The sequence below is a fragment of the Limosilactobacillus sp. WILCCON 0051 genome, assembly GCF_039955095.1.
GTDB classification, from domain to species: domain Bacteria; phylum Bacillota; class Bacilli; order Lactobacillales; family Lactobacillaceae; genus Limosilactobacillus; species Limosilactobacillus allomucosae.
In genome coordinates this window covers 2284915-2305188 of record NZ_CP154878.1, presented here as the reverse complement: position 1 = coordinate 2305188, position 20274 = coordinate 2284915, and the positions used below count along the sequence as shown (strand labels likewise).

At 46.3% G+C, this 20274-nt stretch carries 16 protein-coding genes; 10 read left to right on the top strand and 6 right to left on the bottom strand.

Features of this window, described 5'->3' with window-relative positions:
• Window positions 1-28: 28 nt before the first annotated feature.
• From ABC765_RS10765 to msrB, 4 genes are all read left to right on the top strand, one after another.
• On the top strand, window positions 29-1483 hold the full coding sequence (locus tag ABC765_RS10765) for a UDP-glucose--hexose-1-phosphate uridylyltransferase (protein ID WP_347953925.1): 1455 nt from the start codon (window positions 29-31) through the stop codon (window positions 1481-1483).
• A 31-nt stretch (window positions 1484-1514) separates the two neighbouring features.
• A complete protein-coding gene (locus ABC765_RS10760; protein ID WP_270635042.1) occupies window positions 1515-2501 on the top strand; it encodes a LacI family DNA-binding transcriptional regulator in 987 nt (328 codons plus the stop codon).
• Between the two features lie 171 nt (window positions 2502-2672).
• Entirely contained in the window at window positions 2673-3275 is a 603-nt protein-coding gene (locus ABC765_RS10755) for a nitroreductase family protein (protein WP_347980422.1), read from the top strand.
• 157 nt (window positions 3276-3432) lie between these two features.
• Window positions 3433-3849 carry a peptide-methionine (R)-S-oxide reductase MsrB gene (gene msrB, locus ABC765_RS10750; protein WP_270631131.1) on the top strand — a complete coding sequence of 139 codons (417 nt, stop codon included), beginning with the start codon at window positions 3433-3435 and terminating at the stop codon, window positions 3847-3849.
• 70 nt (window positions 3850-3919) lie between these two features.
• Here the strand turns inward: msrB and ABC765_RS10745 are convergent, their stop codons facing one another.
• A complete protein-coding gene (locus tag ABC765_RS10745) occupies window positions 3920-6133 on the bottom strand; it encodes an alpha-galactosidase (RefSeq protein ID WP_347980421.1) in 2214 nt (737 codons plus the stop codon).
• Between the two features lie 99 nt (window positions 6134-6232).
• On the bottom strand, window positions 6233-8191 hold the full coding sequence (locus tag ABC765_RS10740) for a glycoside-pentoside-hexuronide (GPH):cation symporter (protein WP_347953920.1): 1959 nt from the start codon (window positions 8189-8191) through the stop codon (window positions 6233-6235).
• Between the two features lie 589 nt (window positions 8192-8780).
• Between ABC765_RS10740 and ABC765_RS10735 the strand changes: the two genes are divergently transcribed.
• Both ABC765_RS10735 and pepF read left to right on the top strand, forming a co-directional pair.
• The gene (locus tag ABC765_RS10735; protein ID WP_347953919.1) at window positions 8781-10058 is read left to right on the top strand and encodes a cation:dicarboxylate symporter family transporter; all 1278 of its coding nucleotides are present in this window, start codon (window positions 8781-8783) and stop codon (window positions 10056-10058) included.
• A 73-nt stretch (window positions 10059-10131) separates the two neighbouring features.
• Entirely contained in the window at window positions 10132-11928 is a 1797-nt protein-coding gene (gene pepF, locus ABC765_RS10730) for an oligoendopeptidase F (RefSeq protein WP_347980420.1), read from the top strand.
• 56 nt (window positions 11929-11984) lie between these two features.
• Here pepF and ABC765_RS10725 read toward each other — a convergent pair whose 3' ends face one another.
• The gene (locus ABC765_RS10725) at window positions 11985-12443 is read right to left on the bottom strand and encodes an Lrp/AsnC family transcriptional regulator (protein ID WP_006500815.1); all 459 of its coding nucleotides are present in this window, start codon (window positions 12441-12443) and stop codon (window positions 11985-11987) included.
• A gap of 189 nt (window positions 12444-12632) precedes the next feature.
• On the opposite strand from ABC765_RS10725, the gene ABC765_RS10720 reads away from it, so the two are divergent.
• Together ABC765_RS10720 and ABC765_RS10715 are read left to right on the top strand one after the other, a co-directional pair.
• A complete protein-coding gene (locus tag ABC765_RS10720; protein WP_347953917.1) occupies window positions 12633-13127 on the top strand; it encodes a universal stress protein in 495 nt (164 codons plus the stop codon).
• A 237-nt stretch (window positions 13128-13364) separates the two neighbouring features.
• Entirely contained in the window at window positions 13365-13901 is a 537-nt protein-coding gene (locus ABC765_RS10715) for a GNAT family N-acetyltransferase (protein ID WP_006500813.1), read from the top strand.
• Between the two features lie 117 nt (window positions 13902-14018).
• Here ABC765_RS10715 and gndA read toward each other — a convergent pair whose 3' ends face one another.
• The 3 genes from gndA to ABC765_RS10700 form a co-directional block, all read right to left on the bottom strand.
• Window positions 14019-15458 carry an NADP-dependent phosphogluconate dehydrogenase gene (gndA, locus tag ABC765_RS10710; protein ID WP_006500812.1) on the bottom strand — a complete coding sequence of 480 codons (1440 nt, stop codon included), beginning with the start codon at window positions 15456-15458 and terminating at the stop codon, window positions 14019-14021.
• A 155-nt stretch (window positions 15459-15613) separates the two neighbouring features.
• A complete protein-coding gene (locus tag ABC765_RS10705; protein WP_347964138.1) occupies window positions 15614-16291 on the bottom strand; it encodes a GntR family transcriptional regulator in 678 nt (225 codons plus the stop codon).
• A 237-nt stretch (window positions 16292-16528) separates the two neighbouring features.
• Complete coding sequence (locus ABC765_RS10700) at window positions 16529-16672, bottom strand: hypothetical protein (protein WP_347953914.1); 144 nt, start codon at window positions 16670-16672, stop codon at window positions 16529-16531.
• A 481-nt stretch (window positions 16673-17153) separates the two neighbouring features.
• Here ABC765_RS10700 and ABC765_RS10695 point away from each other — a divergent pair, with 481 nt between their 5' ends.
• A complete protein-coding gene (locus ABC765_RS10695; RefSeq protein WP_347953913.1) occupies window positions 17154-18611 on the top strand; it encodes a glycoside-pentoside-hexuronide (GPH):cation symporter in 1458 nt (485 codons plus the stop codon).
• 57 nt (window positions 18612-18668) lie between these two features.
• Complete coding sequence (locus ABC765_RS10690) at window positions 18669-20267, top strand: tagaturonate epimerase family protein (RefSeq protein WP_347953912.1); 1599 nt, start codon at window positions 18669-18671, stop codon at window positions 20265-20267.
• Window positions 20268-20274: the final 7 nt, after the last annotated feature.

Genomic DNA, 20274 nt, shown 5'->3' with positions numbered 1-20274 from the left:
GTCAGTTTTTGAGAAAGAGGTTTGCGACATGGAACTCATTGAAGGATTTGCAGAAAAGGCGATTGCCAGCGGTGCTTTTCAGCCAATGGACAAGATCTATGTGATGAACAAGATTCGGGCGCTGGTGGGTGATGAAGATGCTGAAGCCCAACCGGATACGCCACTGGCCAGTCAGTTGGTGGAATTGGCAGTTCAGCGCGGCAAGATTGAAGATGGCCAGACGGCACGCGAAATCTTGAACGATCAGCTGTATGACCTGCTGACGCCAACACCATCCAAGGTTAATGGAACGTTCTGGCAAAAGCATGAACAATCTCCCCAACAGGCTACAGATTGGTTTTATGATCTGTGTACCAGCAATGACTATGTAAAGGTATCCGCAATCAAGAAAAATATTGAGTTTACTAAAAAGGTCAATGATGGCAACGAGCTGGAGATTACGATCAACCTTTCCAAACCCGAAAAAGATCCTAAGGCGATTGCTGCCGCTGCCCATGATACTCAAAAGAAGTATCCGCAGTGCGCACTTTGTATGGAAAATGAAGGCTATCTGGGACGCTTGGGGCATGCTGCCCGCAGCAACCACCGCATCATCCGCATGACGATCGGCGGCAAGCAGTGGGGCTTCCAATACTCGCCATATGCCTACTTCCATGAACACTGCATTTTCTTGGATGCCAAGCACGAACCAATGGAGATCAATCAACAGACGCTGATCAACTTGATTGAGATCGAAAAGCAGCTGCCACACTACTTTGTTGGCAGCAATGCCGATCTGCCAATCGTTGGCGGCTCCATGCTGGCCCATGAGCATTATCAAGGCGGCCGGCACACTTTCCCAATGATGAAGGCACCAATCAAGCAGGAACTGAATTTTAAAGACTATCCAGACGTTAAGGCCGGCATCGTTGACTGGCCAATGAGCGATCTGCGCTTGATCAGCAAGAACGATCAGGCTTTGATTCAGCTGGGAACGCATATCATCAACGTTTGGGACCATTATGACGACCCAGAACTTTCATTAAAAGCCTTCGACGGCGATACCAGACACCACACCGTTACGCCAATCATGCATCGTAATGGCGATGAATTTGTTCTTGACTTGGTTTTGCGAGACAATAATACTAGTAAGGAGTACCCACTGGGCATCTTCCATCCTCATGAAAAGCTCTGGCACATTAAAAAGGAAAATATCGGCCTGATTGAAGTGATGGGCCGGGCCATTCTGCCAGCTCGTTTGAAGAGTGAATTGGAAGAAGTCAAGAAGTACTGGCTCAATGAACCAAACAAGATTGCCGACAGTCATCTGCCATGGGCTAAAGAGGTTCAGGCACGATATGATGACATTAATGCCGACAACGTTGAAGAGATTTTAGAACAAGAAGTTGCTCAAGTCTTCGGCGATGTTTTGGCGGATGCCGGCGTCTTTAAGCGCGATGCTCAGGGTCAAGCTGGCTGGCAGCGGTTCGTTGAACGACTGTAACCTATTTTGACCAAGGAAAGGATGGTTTTTGATGGCAGTAACGCTAAAGGACATTGCAGATCGTGCGGGGGTTTCACTGGCAACGGTATCGAGAGTTTTAAACAATGACCCTCAGCTGTCGGTTGGTGAAGAAACACGGCGCAAGATTTTAACGATTGCCGAAGAGCTGTCCTATACCAAAAAGCATCGACGCAGCGCAGCCACTGGTCACAAGATTGCCGTTATTCAGTGGTATTCACCAGCTCGCGAACTGGATGATCTTTACTACATGAACATTCGCCTGGGCGTTGAAAAAGAGGCCCAGCAGGTTGGCTACACGACGGCTACGGTTTTTGACACGCATTTGGAACAGATTCCTAATGATGTCAGCGGGATTGTTGCGATCGGCAAGTACAGTCAAAAACAGATCGATCAGCTGCAGCGCTTCAACAAGCCAATCGTGGTGATTGACTATGATGAATTGTCCAATGGCTGTGATTCGGTTTTGCCAGACTTTGATGGCGGCATTAAGCAGGCCGCTGATTTTCTGGCTGCCAGATATGCCAAGATCGGCATGATTGCTGGTCAGGAAAAAACGACTGACCAAAAACCAGTTAGCGATTCACGGCGCGATACTTTCGCCAAGACTTTAAAAGCTAAAAATCTTTACCATTCGGAATGGTTTATGATGGGCGATTACTCAGAAAAGAGCGGCTTTGACCAGATGCAGCGCCTTTTGCAGCTCGATGATCGTCCCCAAGCCGTTTTGGTTGCCAATGATGCAATGGCAGTCGGTGCTCTGCGTGCCCTGCACGAAAAGCAGATCGACGTGCCAAAGGAAATGGCGCTGATCAGTTTTGACGACACGTCAATTACTCACTACACCTATCCAACGCTGACCTCGATTCACGTTCCGACCGATCAAATGGCGGCAATGGGACTTGAATTGCTGGGACGCCGCCTGCAGAACCCGGATTTGGCTCCGCAGCGCGTAGTAGTCGGTACTAAGCTGGTTTTGCGGCAAAGTACCGAAAAATAATCAAAAAATCCTAAGTTACACATCAATAATTGCCGACTCCTGCCGTGCCGTTTTGGCCAGCAGGAGTTTTTGTTTTGCTGATGCTTACTTTTTATAAGATAAAATCATTTACAAAAAGTAAGTAACAAGTTATAATACAAATAACAAATCATCAGAAAAAGAGGAACGACTATGACAAACCAATTTACTCAACTTCAAGAAAAACGCCGCTCCATTTATGCATTAGGCAAAAACGTTAAGGAAGACAAGCAGACGCTGGTTGACCTGATTGAAAAGACGATTGAGCTGTCGCCATCTGCTTTTAACAGTCAGACGGTGCGCGCAGTAATTGCTTTTGGCCAAGATTCCGATCGAATTTGGGATATCGTATTGGCTGAGCTGCGCAAAGTCGTAAAAGACGATGAGGCATTTGCCAAGACGCAAGCCAAGGTCAACAGCTTCAAGGCGTACGGAACGATTCTGTACTTTACTGAAACGGCGACCGTAAAACAGTTGGAGGCCGATTTCCCAGCATACGCCGCCAACTTTGCTGGCTGGGCTGAACAGGCAATTGGCGGTGCTCAGCAGGCGGTCTGGGAAGCCTTGGCCGTTCAAGGACTGGGTGCATCGCTGCAGCACTACAACCCGCTGATCGATGAAGCAATTGCCAAGGCGTTTGACATTCCTGAAACTTGGCAGCTGCGGGCTGAAATGCCGTTTGGATCCGTTGAGGCACCGGCTGGCGAAAAAAACGTCCTGCCTGCTGAAAAGCGGTTTAAGGTGTTTGGCGCTTAATGAGCTTAATAATAAAGCGATCCGCGAAATGCGGGTCGCTTTTTGATATCGTAGGCATATTTTTACGTCAAAACGATGCCAGATGATACAATAGCCAAAATCAAAATGCTGAATGACCAGCAATCAATCGTTCAGCAGGTACGAAATGAGGGATAAGATGACTGATAAAAACGAGCTGACTGAAATGCAGTACCGCGTTACGCAAGAGGCTGCTACCGAACCGCCGTTTACTGGCAAATATGATCAGTTTTTCGAAAAAGGCATCTATGTCGATGTTGTGAGTGGCGAGCCGCTGTTTTCTTCGCTGGACAAGTTTGATTCGGGCTGCGGCTGGCCGGCATTTACCAAACCAATTACCAAGCTGAAAGAAAAGCGCGATCAGTCGTTTGGCATGGAAAGAACCGAGGTGCGCAGTTTGAAGGCTGATTCGCATCTAGGACATGTCTTTTGTGATGGGCCGCTGGATCGCGGCGGTCTGCGCTACTGCATCAATTCGGCTGCCCTGCGTTTTATTCCGTTTGATCAGTTGGCAGAAGCTGGTTATGGCGAGTACCGAAAGCTGTTTGTCGACTAGTTAAGGCTGAGACTAAATCAAAAACCGCATTGCCATTTAAGACAGTGCGGCTTATTTGTTTGATGCCGAATCAGTCAACGGCTTTAACGATAAACATGTCAGCGTGGAAATCGGATGGTACTTTTGGTGATTGCAGGCGGTTCATGACGCGTGGCACGAAATACCCAGCATTCATCAATTCAGCGCCCGAGAAGACTTCTGAGCCATCATTGACCGTATAGCGCCGTTCTGGATCCAGACCCTTGAAGTAGTAGCGGATGTAGGCAGGGTTGGCGCCGTTTAGAATCTGGTAGCGCATACCAATGGCCGTCTTCTTGTCAGGGCTGACGGTTTCCCAGCCATAGACGTTATCGCTGGTATCCGGAGTTTCCAGCCGGTAGAACGTTCCAAACTGGAAGAGCTTGCGGTATTGCTTATAGAAGGCCACTTGCTGCTTGATGGTAGCCTGTTCTTCAGCGCTGAGCTCAGTGACGTCCAGTTCATAGCCGAATGCACCGAAGTAGGCCACTTTAGCCCGCATGTCGATTGAGGTCAATCGGCCGACTTGATCGTTTGGCACGGCTGAAACGTGGGCGCCCCACATTGAAGGTGTGTAGCCATATGAGGTGCCGTCTTGAATCTTGATGCGTTCAACAGCGTCGGTATCATCGCTGCACCAGGCTTGTGGCGCATAGTACATCATTCCCAGGTCGAAGCGGCCGCCACCAGAGGCACATGATTCAAACAAGACGTCTGGGAAGGCTTTGGTCAAGCGGTCATAGAGATCGTATACGCCTAAGATATAGCGGTGCGAGAATTCCAGCTGCTGATCGGCAGGCAGGTCGGCGCCGTACATTTCGGTGATGTTACGATTCATATCCCATTTGATGTAGTCCAGCTTGGCATCTTGAATAATGTGGCTCATCAATCCAAACAGATAGTCAACGACTTCCTTACGGCTCATGTCCAAGACAAATTGGTGACGACCCGGCGTCTGCCCGCGACCTGGCGTCTTGATCATCCATTCTGGGTGGGTTTGATAGAGCTTGCTGTCAATTGAGATCATTTCTGGTTCAAACCAGAGCCCAAACTTCATGTCGAGATCATGAACGCGCTTGGCAAATCCAGCAATGCCATGGTTGAACTTCTTTTCGTCAACGAACCAATCGCCTAGACTGGAACGATCGTCGTCACGATGACCAAACCAGCCATCATCAAGTACGAACATTTCAATCCCCAGTTCCTTGGCACGCTCAACGATTGGCATTAATTTGTCTTCGGTAAAGTCCATGAACGTGGCTTCCCAGTTGTTGATCAGAATTGGCCGTTCCTGGTGGGCAAAATGAGGGTTGATCAGGTGCTGAGCATAAAAGGCGCCCAATTGCTGAGAAAGCGCGTTGAAGCCATTGTCGGTATAGCTGAAGATGACTTCTGGAGTTTGGAATGAATCGCCACTGTTAAGCTTCCAGCAAAATTCATCCGGGTTGATACCAATCAGGACGCGCGTGGTATCAAATTGATCGACCTCGACGGAATCCAAAAAGTTGCCAGAGTAGACAAAGTTAAAACCGAAAACTGCCCCTTGGTTATTGTCGGTGTGTGGCCGGGCCAGCATAAAGAATGGATTTTCCTGATGACTGGAGGCGGTCCGCAAACTGGAGATGCTTTGCGTGCCGGGACGCAGATGGCTGCGGTATAGGTGTCGTTCCCGCGCCCAGGAGCCGGCAAACTGAATGAAGTCGTAGTTGGCATCCGGCAGATCCAGCTGCGCGCTCAAGGCTCGGTTTAAAAAGACGGTTTTGCCATGATTGACAAACGTTGTGCTGCGGACAATCACGTCTTCATCAGCAAAAACAGTGTAGTGCAGCTGCAGCTCTAGATCGCCATCCGCCAGTTTAACGGTCAGCGTCTGAGAATCATTGCTGTTATCGGCAAATGTTGAAGGCAGGCCATTCAGTCGCTCTTTACCGTCCTTAAGCTCATAGTCGCGGTATTGGAATTCAGAGGTCCGTGAGCCGTTTGGATAAGTGATCTGGAAAGCTGGATAACGGTAGTCGCCCTTACCCAGTCCGGCGTATTCCTGTTTTAGCAGCTCAGCTTGAAACTCAACGTCTTCATCAGTGCGCGTGTTGGTACAGTCGTGTTCTTCACGCGTGTTGAGGTTGGCGTAGTCGTCTTTGAATGGAATTTTAGGACCATAGTAGAGCTGACCCAGCGAGCCATCCTCAATAACGTGGAAGACATAGCTGGTGTGCTTGGTCCGCAGGTGAAACAATCGATTGCTGGCATTAACTTGAATACTCATGTTCAAATTCCTCCATGATTAAATGACAAACAAAAAGCCCGACTGCTGCAGCCGAGCTTTTTTAGGCCAACAGACTTTTTGATCATTCAATTAGTCTAATTAGTCCTTCTTGACTTCGATTTGCATAATGGTGTCGCCAACCTTGACTTCACCATCCTGCTTGACATAGGTCAAAGTGTACTTAGGTGCCTTTTCAGACTTGGTAAAGGCAATCATGACCGTATCATCATGACCCGCCTTCTTGATGGCTGGGGCCCAGAATTCCATCAGCTTTTCGCCGGCCGCCACGTGCTGACCTTTGACGACATAGTTGATGAAACCAGTCCCACGCATCTGAACGGTATCAACACCGACGTGAATCAAGACCGGAACGCCATTGTCGGTTTCCAGACCAATTGCGTGACGAGTGGTTGGGAAGTCAGCAACAACGGTCCCGGAGAATGGTGCAAAGACTTGGCCGTCAGATGGCTTAATGGCGATACCTAAGCCCATGGTACCATCAGCAAATGGCTTGGAGCCTACTTGAGACAATGGCATCAAAGTACCACTGACTGGGGCCTTGAAGTCGATAACCAGATCCTTGGCCAGGCTGGCGTCTTCAGCCAGTTCTTCACGAACGCTGTCATTGCCTTCCAGGTGCTCATGCCAGGATTGTTCCAGTTCATCAACGATCTGAGCGTGCATCTTTTCGTCCAGCTTAACCTTGTTCTTGAAGACCAGAGTACCTAACAGAATCAAGACAGCTGGCACGACAAACATCATCATCTTGAAGATGCCAGCGCCGTGAGCGGTAATGTCGGCTGCCGTAGCACCAGAGATCATGCCGGCAGCAGCGGCCGTCATCCCAACGACACCACCAGCAACGGCACCACCGAACTTGTCCAGCAGGGGACGAACGGAAAGCGTAACGGCTTCGTCACGGTGACCAAGCTTCAGCTGACCATATTCAACCGAGTCGGTGATGATCATCAAAACAACCAGGAAGATCAGTGGCTGTGGCAGCATGAACAGAGCACCACCAAGAATAACCATTGGCAGTGAGTGACCGGCAAAGGCAAAGATTGCCAAACCAATCAGCAGAACCAGAATTGAGTAGTAGAAAACCTTGTTACGACTAAACTTCTTAGCCAGGGCAGGGAACAGGGAAACCGTAACGACTCCAATGATCCCGTTAATCAAAGCATACAGCGTGTAGGTGCTTGCGTGTCCCAGAATGTAGGTGAAGTAGTAGAGCTGGAATGAGCCGGTGATTTGGATACCGGTCGTGTACAGCAGGTAGGTCAAAGCAATTGCCATCAATTGGTCGTTGTGGATCAGAACCCCAAAGACCTTTTTGAAAGTAGTGTTTTCCTTGTTTTCACGCAGTTCGTTCTTCTTTTCATGAGTGAAGAGACCAACCCCGCAGGCCGTGATTGCCGAAATGGCAGCTACGATAGCGGCAAATGCGAACCAGCCGCGGCTGTCACCAGAACCACCATTCGAGTTCAAAGAGAAGAACAGAACGACTGGCATTACGATCACGCCGACCAGCTGACCGCCAAGCGTTGAACCAACCCGGGCGAAGGTAGCCGTCTTTTCACGTTCTGCCGAATCGAATGAGATTGCAGGAATCATTGACCAGAAAGCCACGTCGTTAAAGGAATAGAAAATATCCATCGTAATATATAAAATTGCAAATACGACGAGGTACAAAACTGGATTCTTGTAGGTCAGACCCCACAGATTAGTGAACAACAGGGAAATTGCAACGGCAGAAACGATCCCACCAGCAACGACCCATGGCTTGAAGTGGCCCCATTTGGTATCGGTCTTGTCGATAACGTTACCAATAAATGGGTCAATTACCAATTCAACGATCCGCAGCACCATGATGGTAATCGTAATGAAAGAAACCATGTGGGCTGCTTGGCCACCACTGTTGCTGTTAAACAGGTGACCGGTAACAAACATCATAAAGTAAGTCGACAGCATCCCATAGAACATATCGTGCCCGAAAGCACCAAATGAATATGCAATGCGGGAAGCCATCGTTTGGGATTTAGAACTCGCCTCATTCATAATCTAGCCTTCCTCCTTGAAAAGACATTTACTTAAAACTCTCTGAAATCATATTAAGCGCTTTCAAAAATTAAATCAATAAAAAATAGTAAAAAATTTAGTTAAAAACACTTGTTAAAAATTGATCAAAACGTTTCCAAGGCGTCCTATCGGCTTTTATGCCTTGGACAAAAATAGCAAAAAAATTTAGCGAACCTTATTAATTTAAAACTAAATAATTTTCGGAAATTCTTAAGAAACGGTTTTTAGAAATCGTTTACAATAAACGCAAAATCCGGACTCTATACAAGTTGTTACCGAACAAACCAGCTTAATCTAAAATTAATTGTTCACTTTTTATAAATAACAGTGTAAAATAAACTTTCGGATACAGATGAACTTAATTTGTGAGTGAAATAACGATACGAAAACCAATACTTTTGCGACCGCATGCTTTTAATAATTCGTACAAGATAGAATGGGCTTTGCCGGAATTGATTCTGGTACAGCCCATTAATTGGAAATAATTTAAACGCGGTCGGTTATTCAACCATAAACTTATGAATGCATCGTTATGACAATCCAAATAAGCGGAAGGATGGAACATCATATGAAACGTTATCGCTTTGGCCGGCTGTCGCTAGGCTGGCAGATTATGATCGGACTGATTTTAGGGATTATCGTTGGGGCCATGACCTATCAAAATACTGGCGCCATCAAGGTAATGCAAAGCCTCGGTACGATCTTTCTGCGGCTGATCCAGATGATTGTAATGCCGATCGTAATCTCATGCTTGACGGTAGGGATTGCCAATATCGGCGACATTAAGAAGCTTGGCCGAATCGGGGTTAAGACCTTGATCTACTTTGAGGTTTTGACGACGATTGCGCTGTTGTTGGGGATGATCGTGGGCAATATTTTGCATCCTGGTACCTACATCAATATTCATGATCTGCATGCCTCAGACATCTCTCAATATCTGACCACGGCAAAATCAGCTTCAAAGCACAGCGGTATCTGGGACCTGCTGATCTCAATCGTACCTACCAACATCTTTAAGTCGATTGCAGACGGCGACATGCTGCCAGTAATCTTCTTCTCAGTCTTCTTTGGCCTGGGAGTTGCCTCGCTGGGCGAAAGCGGCAAGATCATCATCGACTTTATGAATGCCGTTTCAGAAACCATGTTCAAGGTAACCAACTGGGTAATGAAGTTCTCGCCAATTGGGGTCTTTGGTCTGATTGGGATGACGATTGCCGAAATGGGTCTGAAAGCATTGCTGCCATTGGGACTGTTTGTGGTGATCGCCTATGCAACGATGATTGTTTTCGTAGTGGTCGTCTTGGGGATTGTCGCCAAGATTTTCCATCTGCGCTATTGGAAGACGATGCACGTAGTAATGGAAGAAATTGCAATTGCCTTTTCAACGGCCAGCTCTGAAGCAACCTTGCCGCGTCTGATGGCTAAAACACAGAAGATGGGGGTCGACAAAGGGATTGCCTCATTCGTTATTCCAACCGGCTACACGTTCAACCTGGATGGCTCGGCAATCTACCAAGCACTGGCTGCCTTGTTCTTGGCGCAGGCTTATGGCATTCATCTGACGATTGCTCACCAGATTACGCTGCTGGTGGTCTTGATGATTACTTCCAAAGGGATGGCCGGGGTGCCAGGGGCTTCGTTTGTCGTGCTGCTGGCTTCGGTATCAACGATTGGCGTACCGGTTGCCGGGCTGACGTTTATTGCCGGAATTGACCGGTTTGTCGACATGGGCCGGACAGCGGTCAACGTGGTCGGCAACACGATTGCAACTTTGGTAATCGGTCAATCCGAAAAATCATTGGATCACGAAAAATACAACCAATACTTGGATAGCTACCAAGGCTAAAAATAAAGCATCGCTGAGAAATCTAGCGATGCTTTTTGTATAATTAAGTTAAATAAAGAAAGGACGGAAAACAATGGAAAAACAGCTTAAACGCAGTGAAGTGCCTGAAGCGCTCAAATGGGATCTGACGCTGCTGTATGAATCGGATGAGGCAATGGAACAAGCACTTGCCAAAACACAGCAGAAAGCTTCTGAACTTGCCAAGACGGCAGGTCGTTTTGCCAGTGATGGTCAGACCTTTTTAAGAAATCTCAACGAAAATAAGGCGATTGATGAAGAGCTGGAACGCGAATTTGTCTATGGCATGCTGCGCCGCGACAGTGATACGACGGATTCAACGGCCGTCACGCTCTATGGTCAAGTCGTCAATGCCGCGACGACGATTGAAGCTGAGCTGGCCTTTATTCAACCTGAATTGACGGCCATTGACGATTCTGACTTTACCAAGCTGATGCAAAGCGAGCCTGGCCTGGCCGAGTATCAATATGAGATGACCAAGCTGCGGCGGCAGAAAAAGCACGTGCTCTCCAAGGCCGAAGAAACGCTGCTGGGCTATTTGAACAAGTCGCTGGACAGTGCTGAAGAAATCTACAATACGCTTAACGATGCGGATCTGAAATTCGGCAAGGTTCATGATGAAAAAGGACAGCTGGTTGAACTGACACATGGCAATCGCAGCCAGTTCAATGAATCGCAAAATCGTTCCGTGCGCAAGGAAGCCGTTTTGGCATATGAAAAACCGTACCATGAACTGCGCAATACCTTTGCTCAAACGCTGAACAGCTTTATCAGCACGGAAAATGCACTGGCTATGATTCGTCACTATCCAAGTGCGCGCGCGGCCGCTTTAGGAGCCAATAATATTCCGGAAAGCGTCTATGATACGCTGGTGGCAACCGTCAATCAGCATCTTGACCTGGTTTATCGCTGGTATGAGCTGAAAAAGAGAGTTCTGGGTCTGGATAAGATGTACAAATATGACGTTAATGTCCCATTGGCTGGCGAGGATATGCTGAAGACGACTTTTGAACAAGGCAAGCAGCTGACGTGGGATGCATTGCAGGTGATGGGTCCAGAGTATCTGAAAGGCCTGAAAAGCGAATTTGAGCATCGCTGGATCGACGCGGCTGAAAATCTAGGCAAACGCTCTGGTGGCTATCAAGTAGGCGTCTATACGGCAAATCCATTCATTTTACTTAACTGGACTGATAAACTTTACAGTACGTTTGTTTTGGCCCATGAATCTGGTCATGCCATGCACAGTTGGTTTGCTCAACAAGCCCAGCCATCGGAATATGCTGATGCACCGATCTTTTTGGCAGAAGTGGCATCAACGTTTAATGAAAACATCTTAACCGACTATCTGCTGGAAAAATACCAGGATGATCCTAAAAAGCTGATCTTTATCCTGGAACAATATATTACCGGCTTCATTGGCACGATCTATCGGCAGACGCAATTTGCTGAATTTGAAGATGCGGCCTACAAAGCAGAGCAAAAGGGACAGACGCTGACGGCCGACTATCTGGATCAATTAAGCGGTGAGCTGGTTAATAAATACTATGGTCCTGCAGTTGAGGAAACCGGCACGCGAACGCAGAGCTGGGCCTATGTACCGCATTTTTACATGAACTACTATGTCTATCAGTATGCAACGTCTTGGGCGGTCTCGACGGCGCTTTCTGAGGCAGTCTGGCAGCATGAGCCGGGTGCTCTGGAACGTTACCTAGACTTATTGCGGGCAGGGGGCAGTGATGATCCTGTAACACTGTTAAAGCATGCGGGAGTTGACGTTACCGACAGCCAATATCTGGAACGTGCCTTTGCGCTGTTTGAAAAGCGTCTGGATCAGATCGAAAAGCTGCTTTAATTGTCATTATCGGTTTTGAAAAACGCCTGCGATCGTTCATGACCGCAGGCGTTTTCTTAGTCTTTAACTTCTTCTGGCTGTGGCAGTTTGACGCCTCGGTGATCGACACTGGTTGAAAAGACGATCTGAGTGCTGGTTTTGCCAAAGCGCTGCTGAATTTCATTGATAAAATCATCGAGATCTGAAGTGGAAGGAAAAACAACTTCCATGACCTCGGAAAAATCGCCGGTGACGCAATTGCATTCAATGACGTTGGGAACCTGGGCAATGTAAGGATAAAATTCCTTCTTTTGGCGTGGTTCCAGTTGCAGCTGAACGAAGGCCTTAACGTGATAATCCAGTTTTTCTAGATTTACGCTGGTATGAAAGCCGGTGATGATGCCAGACTTTTCCAGTTTGTTGATCCGAGCGGCAATAGCTGGTGAAGAGATGTAGCAGGCTGCCGAAAGTTCTTTTAATGATACGCGGGCGTTTTCCTGCAGCATGTTGATAATTTGACGATCGATCTTGTCCAATGAAATCCACTCCTTTTAACTAATCACAAAATAATGTCTTTAAATTGTGAAAAAATACAATGTAAATGGTTTATTGTCAAAATAATTTAACTAATTATTGCTTTTTCACTCATAAAAATCAAATGATTCCGCTGTCATTATGGTACAATAGGGATAACAATTAAGTCGTGTGAATTGGAGGTCATAACTATGAATCAAGAATATCAAAACATTCTCGTCCCTGTTGATGGTTCCAAGCAGGCAGAACGGGCACTGAACAAGGCAATTGCAGTTGCTAAGCGTAACGATGCACATATTGACATCCTTAATGTTATCGACACGCGAGCAATGGCTTACAACTTTGCCGGTATGTCAGACAGCAGTATTGCTTACCAGTTGGTCGACAAGTCAAAGGACTATCTGGATGAACTGTACGACAACGCTAAGCAAAAGCAGGGCTTTGACAACATTGACATTCACATTCGGCTGGGGAACCCGAAGACGGTTATTTCCTTTGATTTCCCACGCGATCACCAAAATGACCTGATCATGATGGGGGCTTGCGGGCTGACTCGTCTGCAGCGGGCAATGGTAGGTTCGGTTACGTCTTTTGTTAAGCGGAATGCTCCCGTTGACGTCCTGGTAGTGCGGACCGATCTGAACAACGAAGTACCGGTTGACGAAAAGGACGCTAAAAAGAAATAAGGTTAATTAAATAAACCATTTAAAGGTCGTAATCCAAGCAATTGGGTTACGGCTTTTTGCTATTTTAACACTCATTTGAAAAACTGACGATTAAGTTTATAATAAATTTCTCATTTTTTATTGCCAATGAGTTGGCTTTTCCCATATAATGAGCTTGCATCAAACAATTTTGGAGGGATATTTATTTATACGATTCGCAAGGCCGAGCCAGAAGACGCCGGCCAGATAGTACCGTTAATGTCTTTGATTTATGATGAAATGGAACTGGAGGAATTTGAGTCGGTTCCCGACGAAGACCCCCAGAGGATGATTTATAATGCTTACCGCGACCGGGCCTTACTTGGCTATGTGGCAACCACGTTTGTTGCTGAAGCTGACGGCCAGGTCGTGGGGGTAGCGTTTGGCTATCCAGACAACAACGAAAATGCGGTCAACCGAGTATATCAAGAAGCTGCAGCGCCAATTCCGTCGATTCGCGATGTCGATTTCTTCGCGGATCCCGAATCATTTGCCAACGAGTTTTACCTAGACTCATTGGCGGTTGATGCTGATTATCGCGGGATGGGGATTGCAACGGCTCTGATTGATGCGATTATAAAACATGCTGCTTCCTTGGAATACGAGACGATCGGCTTAAACGTCGATGTCGCCAACCCCAAGGCAGAACGGCTGTATCGTCGCTTAGGATTTGATGACGCGGGTCAGATTATGATAGGTGATCACTGGTATCGTCACCTCCAGCGTTCAACTTCCCAAGCACTGTTAACTGAATAATAAATAAAGCGTCCTGCAGCTAGCAGGACGCTTTTTGAGTTCTTAGATTATGATAATAGTATAAAAAAAGCGCCGAACACCAAGGATCGACGCTTTGAAATCAAGTCTAATCGATTTTTATTGTTCAACGTACCAGCTGTAGTGGAAGTTGCCTGGGCGGTCAACACGTTCGTACGTGTGAGCACCGAAGTAGTCACGTTGTGCTTGCAGCAGGTTGGCAGGCAGAACTTCAGCACGGTAGGAGTCGTAGTAGTTGATGGCAGCAGCCAGGGATGGTACAGGAATACCAGCGTTGATGGCCATGGATACGACTTCACGCGTAGCCTTTTGGTACTTCTTGGCAATGTCCTTGAAGTAGTCGTCCAGCAGCAGGTTCTTCAGTTCAGGATCCTTTTCAAAGGCATCCGTGATCTTTTGCAGGAATTGAGCACGAATAATGCATCCTTCACGCCAGATTTGAGCCAGTTCACCGAACTTCAGGTTCCAGTCGTAGCGTTCGGAGTCGATCCGCATTTGTTCGAAGCCTTGTGCGTAGCTCATAACCTTACCGAAGTAGAGGGCTTCACGAACCTTTTCAACCAGTTCCTTCTTTTGGTCTTCAGAAACAGTTGGCTTTTCAACGTCTTCTGGCAGAACCTTGCTTGCAGCAACACGTTCGTCCTTCAGCATGGAGATGTAACGAGCGTAAACGGCTTCCGTAATAACGGATTGGGGAGCACCACCGTCAAGGGCAGTTTCAGAACTCCACTTACCAGTACCCTTGTTGGCACCACGGTCAAGGATCATGTCAACGATTGGCTTGGACTTGTCTTCGCCCAGGTCGTCCTTACGAGTCAGAATGTCGGCAGTAATTTCAACCAGGTAGCTGTCCAGTTCACCCTTGTTCCATTCAGCAAAGATGTCAGCCATTTCATCAACGGAAAGACCCAGAACATTACGCATAATGTTGTAGCTTTCGTCGATCAGTTCTTCATCACCGTATTCGATACCGTTGTGAACCATCTTTACGTAGTGGCCGGCACCGTTAGGACCGATGTAGGAAACACATGGCTTGCCGTCTTCAGCCTTGGCAGCGATTTGCGTCAGGATAGGTTCAACCAGGTCGTAAGCTTCCTTTTGGCCACCAGGCATCAGGGAAGGACCTTGCAGGGCACCCAGTTCACCACCGGAAACACCCATGCCGATGAAGTTGATGCCGGATTCGTCCAGCTTAGCGTTCCGTGCCATCGTGTCGTGGAAGTTGGTGTTACCACCGTCGATCAGCACGTCACCCTTGTCCAGCAATGGCAGGAGTTCTTCAATAACAGCGTCAGTTGGCTTGCCGGCTTTAACCATCATCAGGATCCGACGAGGCTTTTCCAGAGAGTTGACGAATTCTTCAACCGTGTAGCTAGGAATCAGCTTCTTGTCGCTGTGGTCACGCATCATTTCATCGGTACGTGAACGACTACGGTTGTATACACCAACAGTAAAGCCGCGGCTTTCAATGTTCAGTGCCAGGTTCTTGCCCATAACGGCCAAACCAACAACACCAATTTGCGCTTTTTGATCTGACATTGTGTTGTCACACTCCTTAAAAACTTAATTACATCATTTACAGAAACTATTATACCAGAAAGCGCTAAAAGTTGAAGAAATATTTGCTAAACTTTGCACAATCCAATCAGTTACTGAGATTTATCGAAAATGGTTCGACAATTCACTTAAAACAATTAAGCAAATTGAGAGTTTGACGAAAAATAATTAGGAAAACGTTCGATTACTTTTTGCTGTTCATCTAAAACCAAATGCAAATGTGAACGTATCAAATAATTAAGATCATCAATGTTGCAATCGTTAAAAGCAGCAATGATCTGCTCATGCTGTGCCAGCAGGGTCTGCCAATCAAGACCAGGAACTTTTAAGCGCAAGCGTCGAAAACGATTTAGCTGAAGGTTGTTAAGCTGCAGCCATTCCCAAATCTGACTGCGATCGGCAATCTGGTAAAAAGTTTGGTGAAATTCTTGATCCAAATCGAAGAAAAGGTCGGTTTGATCGACTTTGGCAGCCTTTTTCTGGGCATTAAGATTCTGCTGCAAACTTTTAAATTGAGCAGGCGAATGTTTAGCTAAGGCTTCCATCATTACTTGCGGTTCAATACATTCCCTGACAAAACGGCCTTCCTTGGCGATGTTCATATCGATAGTTGCGATATAGGTACCACTTTGCGGAACAACATCGATTAGCCCTTCGCGTTCAATCCGAATCAAGGCCTCTCTAACCGGTGTCCGTCCCAGGTTGAGAGAGGCAGCAATTGACTTCTCCGAGACCTTTTGGCGAGGAAGATAGTGGAAGTGAACGATGTTATATTTGATTTGATCATAGGCATCTTGCCGAATATTGGTATCCATAGTTAATCAGTCTTTCTAAACTAAAATATTAGTTATCAAAGATTCTATGGAAAAAAGCTTTTGAAAGCAAATCAATAAAAACAGTGCTGATCGGCTTGGAGCTTTTATTGGTAAGTTTCGATCACGTTAACATACTGCTTGATCAAGTTAAGCAAGCAGTAGATGGCAATTTTTTGTAGATCATGAATCACGGAACAAAATAAAACCAGCAGTTGTTTGTTGCTGCTGGTAAAAGAACTAATGATTCAAAGCCTCATTGTTTTTATTGATCACGTTAACATATTGCTGCGAAATTTGATGGGTTAGGTTTTGTGAGGTATTAGCAGCTGCTAGATTACCACTTAGCATGGCTACAACGATTAAACCGCGAAATAGTTGCATGATGGTCACTCCTTCAATCAATCCTCTTGTGAAATTTATTTTTTCTCTTACTTACAATTACTATTATAGTGGGCATTAATCGAAATACAAGTATGTGAAAACCCTTTATTTAGGTGTAAGCGGATTAATTTTATCGACCATGATATTAGTCTGAATCAGCTAAGTTTTAAGAAATATGTAAGGAAAAGATTTAATCGATTCAACTCGATATAATTAGCAGTTTAAAATATTTTTTTCACGTTAACATAAAGCCGTATGAAGACAGTGGTGATAAGGGCTGGTGCAATTTTTCAATAATCAGCAAACATAAAAATAACAAAAAAGCGCTTTACAACTTTACTAAAATGCAATATGATAAAAGCGTTTTCAAGGATAGCTAGCAATTGTGGAATTCCAAGATCCAATGAAAACTCTATTTTTTACCGCCTTTATGTTCACGTGAACATAAAGGCGGGGGGTGCAGTAAAAACGGAGGCATGAAATGGATAGTACAAATGTTAAAGCAAGTGGGCCAGGCCAAGCGTCACGCACTGACACTCAAGATGACGTGAAGCTGAATGACTCTACCAAACGAATCCCTAAACGTCAGCAGATTGCCTATGGTTTTGGGGACTTTGGGAATGGGTTCATGTTTGACTTAGGCCAGTCGTATCTAACTAAATTTTGGATTGACGGTGTTGGCATTGGTTCTGGAGTTGTGGCTGGGATCTTTGCATTTACCAAGATTTTTGATGCATTCATGGACCCGATTGCTGGTTCAGTAATTGATAATCGCAAACATATCGGCAAACAAGGTAAATTCCGGCCGGTAATGATGATTTCTGCCATTATTTTAGGCATTATGACGGTGATTACGTTTACGATGCCGGATGGACTATCGATGACCCAAAAGATCATTTATGCCTATGCTGCCTACATGATCTGGGGTTTGGTTTATTCATTTACCAATGACCCATATGGATCGCTGGCTTCGGTGATGTCAAGAAATCCGCAAGACCGCAGTTTTATGGCGACATGTCGTCAGGTTGGTTCAGTCGGTGCTCAGTTTATTGCTGGGGTGGCCTTCATTCCGCTGACGGTCATGATTGGTGGCAAGGATCAGCGCTTGGGCTACTTCTGGGCTTCGGTAATCTTTGCGGTAATCGGGGTCTGCATGTTCTTAGTCTGCTTCTTGGGGACTAAAGAAAATGTACATGTTGATCGTCAGGTTCATGAAAAGGAAGGTTTTAAGGACTATATTCGAGTTATTTTCCATAATGGGCCTTTAGGTGCTTTGATTCTGATGACGCTGTTTACGATTTCGGCAATGAATACCAACAACCAGATGATGGTCTTCTACGCTGAATACAATCTTGGCAATATTGGTCTGCAGCCAATCATCAACGCCATCATGATGGGCTGTTCAATCGTTGGGGTCTTCATGATTCCTACGCTGACGCGGCGCTTTGGTCAAAAGAAGACGGCGATGTGGAGCTTTGTGATCGGTGCGGTTGCCAATCTGTTGAACTTCTTCATTCCCGATAACGTGGTAACGTTTATTGCTTTGGTTACGATTGGCTACACGGCTTTGGCGATTCCAAACGGGATTACCTGGGCAATGGTTTCCAACGCGATCGACTACGGGGAATGGCACTCAGGTATTCGGAAAGAAGCTATTACCTACGCGGCCTTCAACTTCTCGCGCAAGATTGCACAGTCACTGGCTGCCTTGGTTAGTGCCGGTGTCTTGGCGCTGACTGGCTATGTTGCCAATGCTAAGCAGACGCCAGGAGCCTTGCGGGGTATTAAGGCTGCCATGACATTGTATCCAGGGATTTGCCTGATTATGGCTGCCATTATCATTGGCTTCTTGTACAAGCTTGATGATCGTCGCTTCGCAAAGATTGCTGATGATTTGGATCATGGCCGTTGGGAACATGGCAAGATTGGTGAAAAATAGTCGTTTTTGATGATAGGAAAAAAATATTAAATGTTGCAGGCATTGGAGGATTTAAAAATGGATTTAAAGTCACTTTTATCAGATGTTCATGAAATCTTAGCTGATGTTGATGCTGGAAAAGGCTTTGACAGCTTAAGCAATCAAGAAATCTATGCACCATCAATTCAAGTTGATCGGCGCAACGTTTACTTCATTCTTCACCATAAGAATGAAAAAGGCTATGTTGAAAAGAGCCTGGTCGTTTATGAAAATCGGCTGACGGCAGGCGATTTTGAAGCGCGTGAATCAATGGAAGACGTTGATTCAACGCTTTTGGTCGGTGACCTGAACGAAAAGAACAATGTCGCTTTGGCTAAACGCTTTGCTTGGATTCGGCCAGTTTCGCGGCGCAACTACAAGTACAGTTTTGGCCTTGGCGACCGGCTTGGCAATGCTTCCAATGCTCACCTGCGCTTGTTTAAGAACCGTGGCATTCTGCCAGTTTTGGCGCAACAGTCGATTCGGGAACTGATGCTGATGCACCGGACGAATACGGATGTGTTCCTGTCTGCTTCCTGGGCCGTATTTGAAGAAGGCTTTGACTATGGCTGGGGTGCAGATGGTGACCACGTTAAGACGGAATATGAAGTTGACTACGCCGTTAAGGTTGGCTGCTCAATGATTACTTTGGACTGCACGGAAGTTATCAATAATGAAGCCGTAAACCTGAGCGATGAAGAACTTGACCAACGTTTCAACGAATTGGATGAGGATCAAAAGAAGTACTTTAACGACACTTATCTGAACAAGACGTTTAAGGTTGGCGACTCTGAGGTACACTTTACCAAGCACGATCTGGAAGAATCCGTTTTGACGTTCTACGATGCAATTCTCTTTGCAGCTCAGATCTATCGTGACTATGTCGTACCATACAACCTGGACTTTGAAATCTCGATGGATGAAACGCCATATCAAACGACGAATCCAAACCACTACTTCTTTGCCAACGAACTGCATCGTCGCGGCATTACGCCAGTTACGATGGCACCACGTTTCTATGGTGAATTCCAAAAGGCCATTGACTACATTGGCGACAAGGACCGCTTTGAACGTGAATTGGTCGTTCATGAAGCCATTGCGGAACACTTTGGCTACCGTTTGAGCATTCACTCTGGTTCCGACAAGCTTTCGGTTTATGAAATTATCGGTCGGGTTGCCAAGAATGGCTGGCACGTAAAGACAGCAGGTACCAACTGGCTGGAAGCATGCCGCGTGATTGCTCACAAGGATCCTAAGCTGATGGTTGAAATGTACACCTACGCCTATGAACACCTGGATGACGTTAAGAACTTCTACGTCTTTAATGCGCAAACTGATGGCAAGGCACCTAAGCCAGAAACTATTAATGAAGAAAACGTTTTGAGCGTACTCAGCGATGATGATGGTCGTCAAGTAATGCACACGATGTACGGATCATTGATGAACCTGAAGCATAACTATCACTATGTCTTCCGTGACAAGTTCTGGGATGTTTTGAAGAAGAACCAAGATCTGTATGACCGTTTCCTGAACATTCATATCGCTGAACACATTGACCTGCTGCAAGGCAAGTACAAGAGCAAGGAAGAAGCCTTGGATGCCTTGGAACCAAAGACTGACATTTCAAAAGAATACTAATAACGTT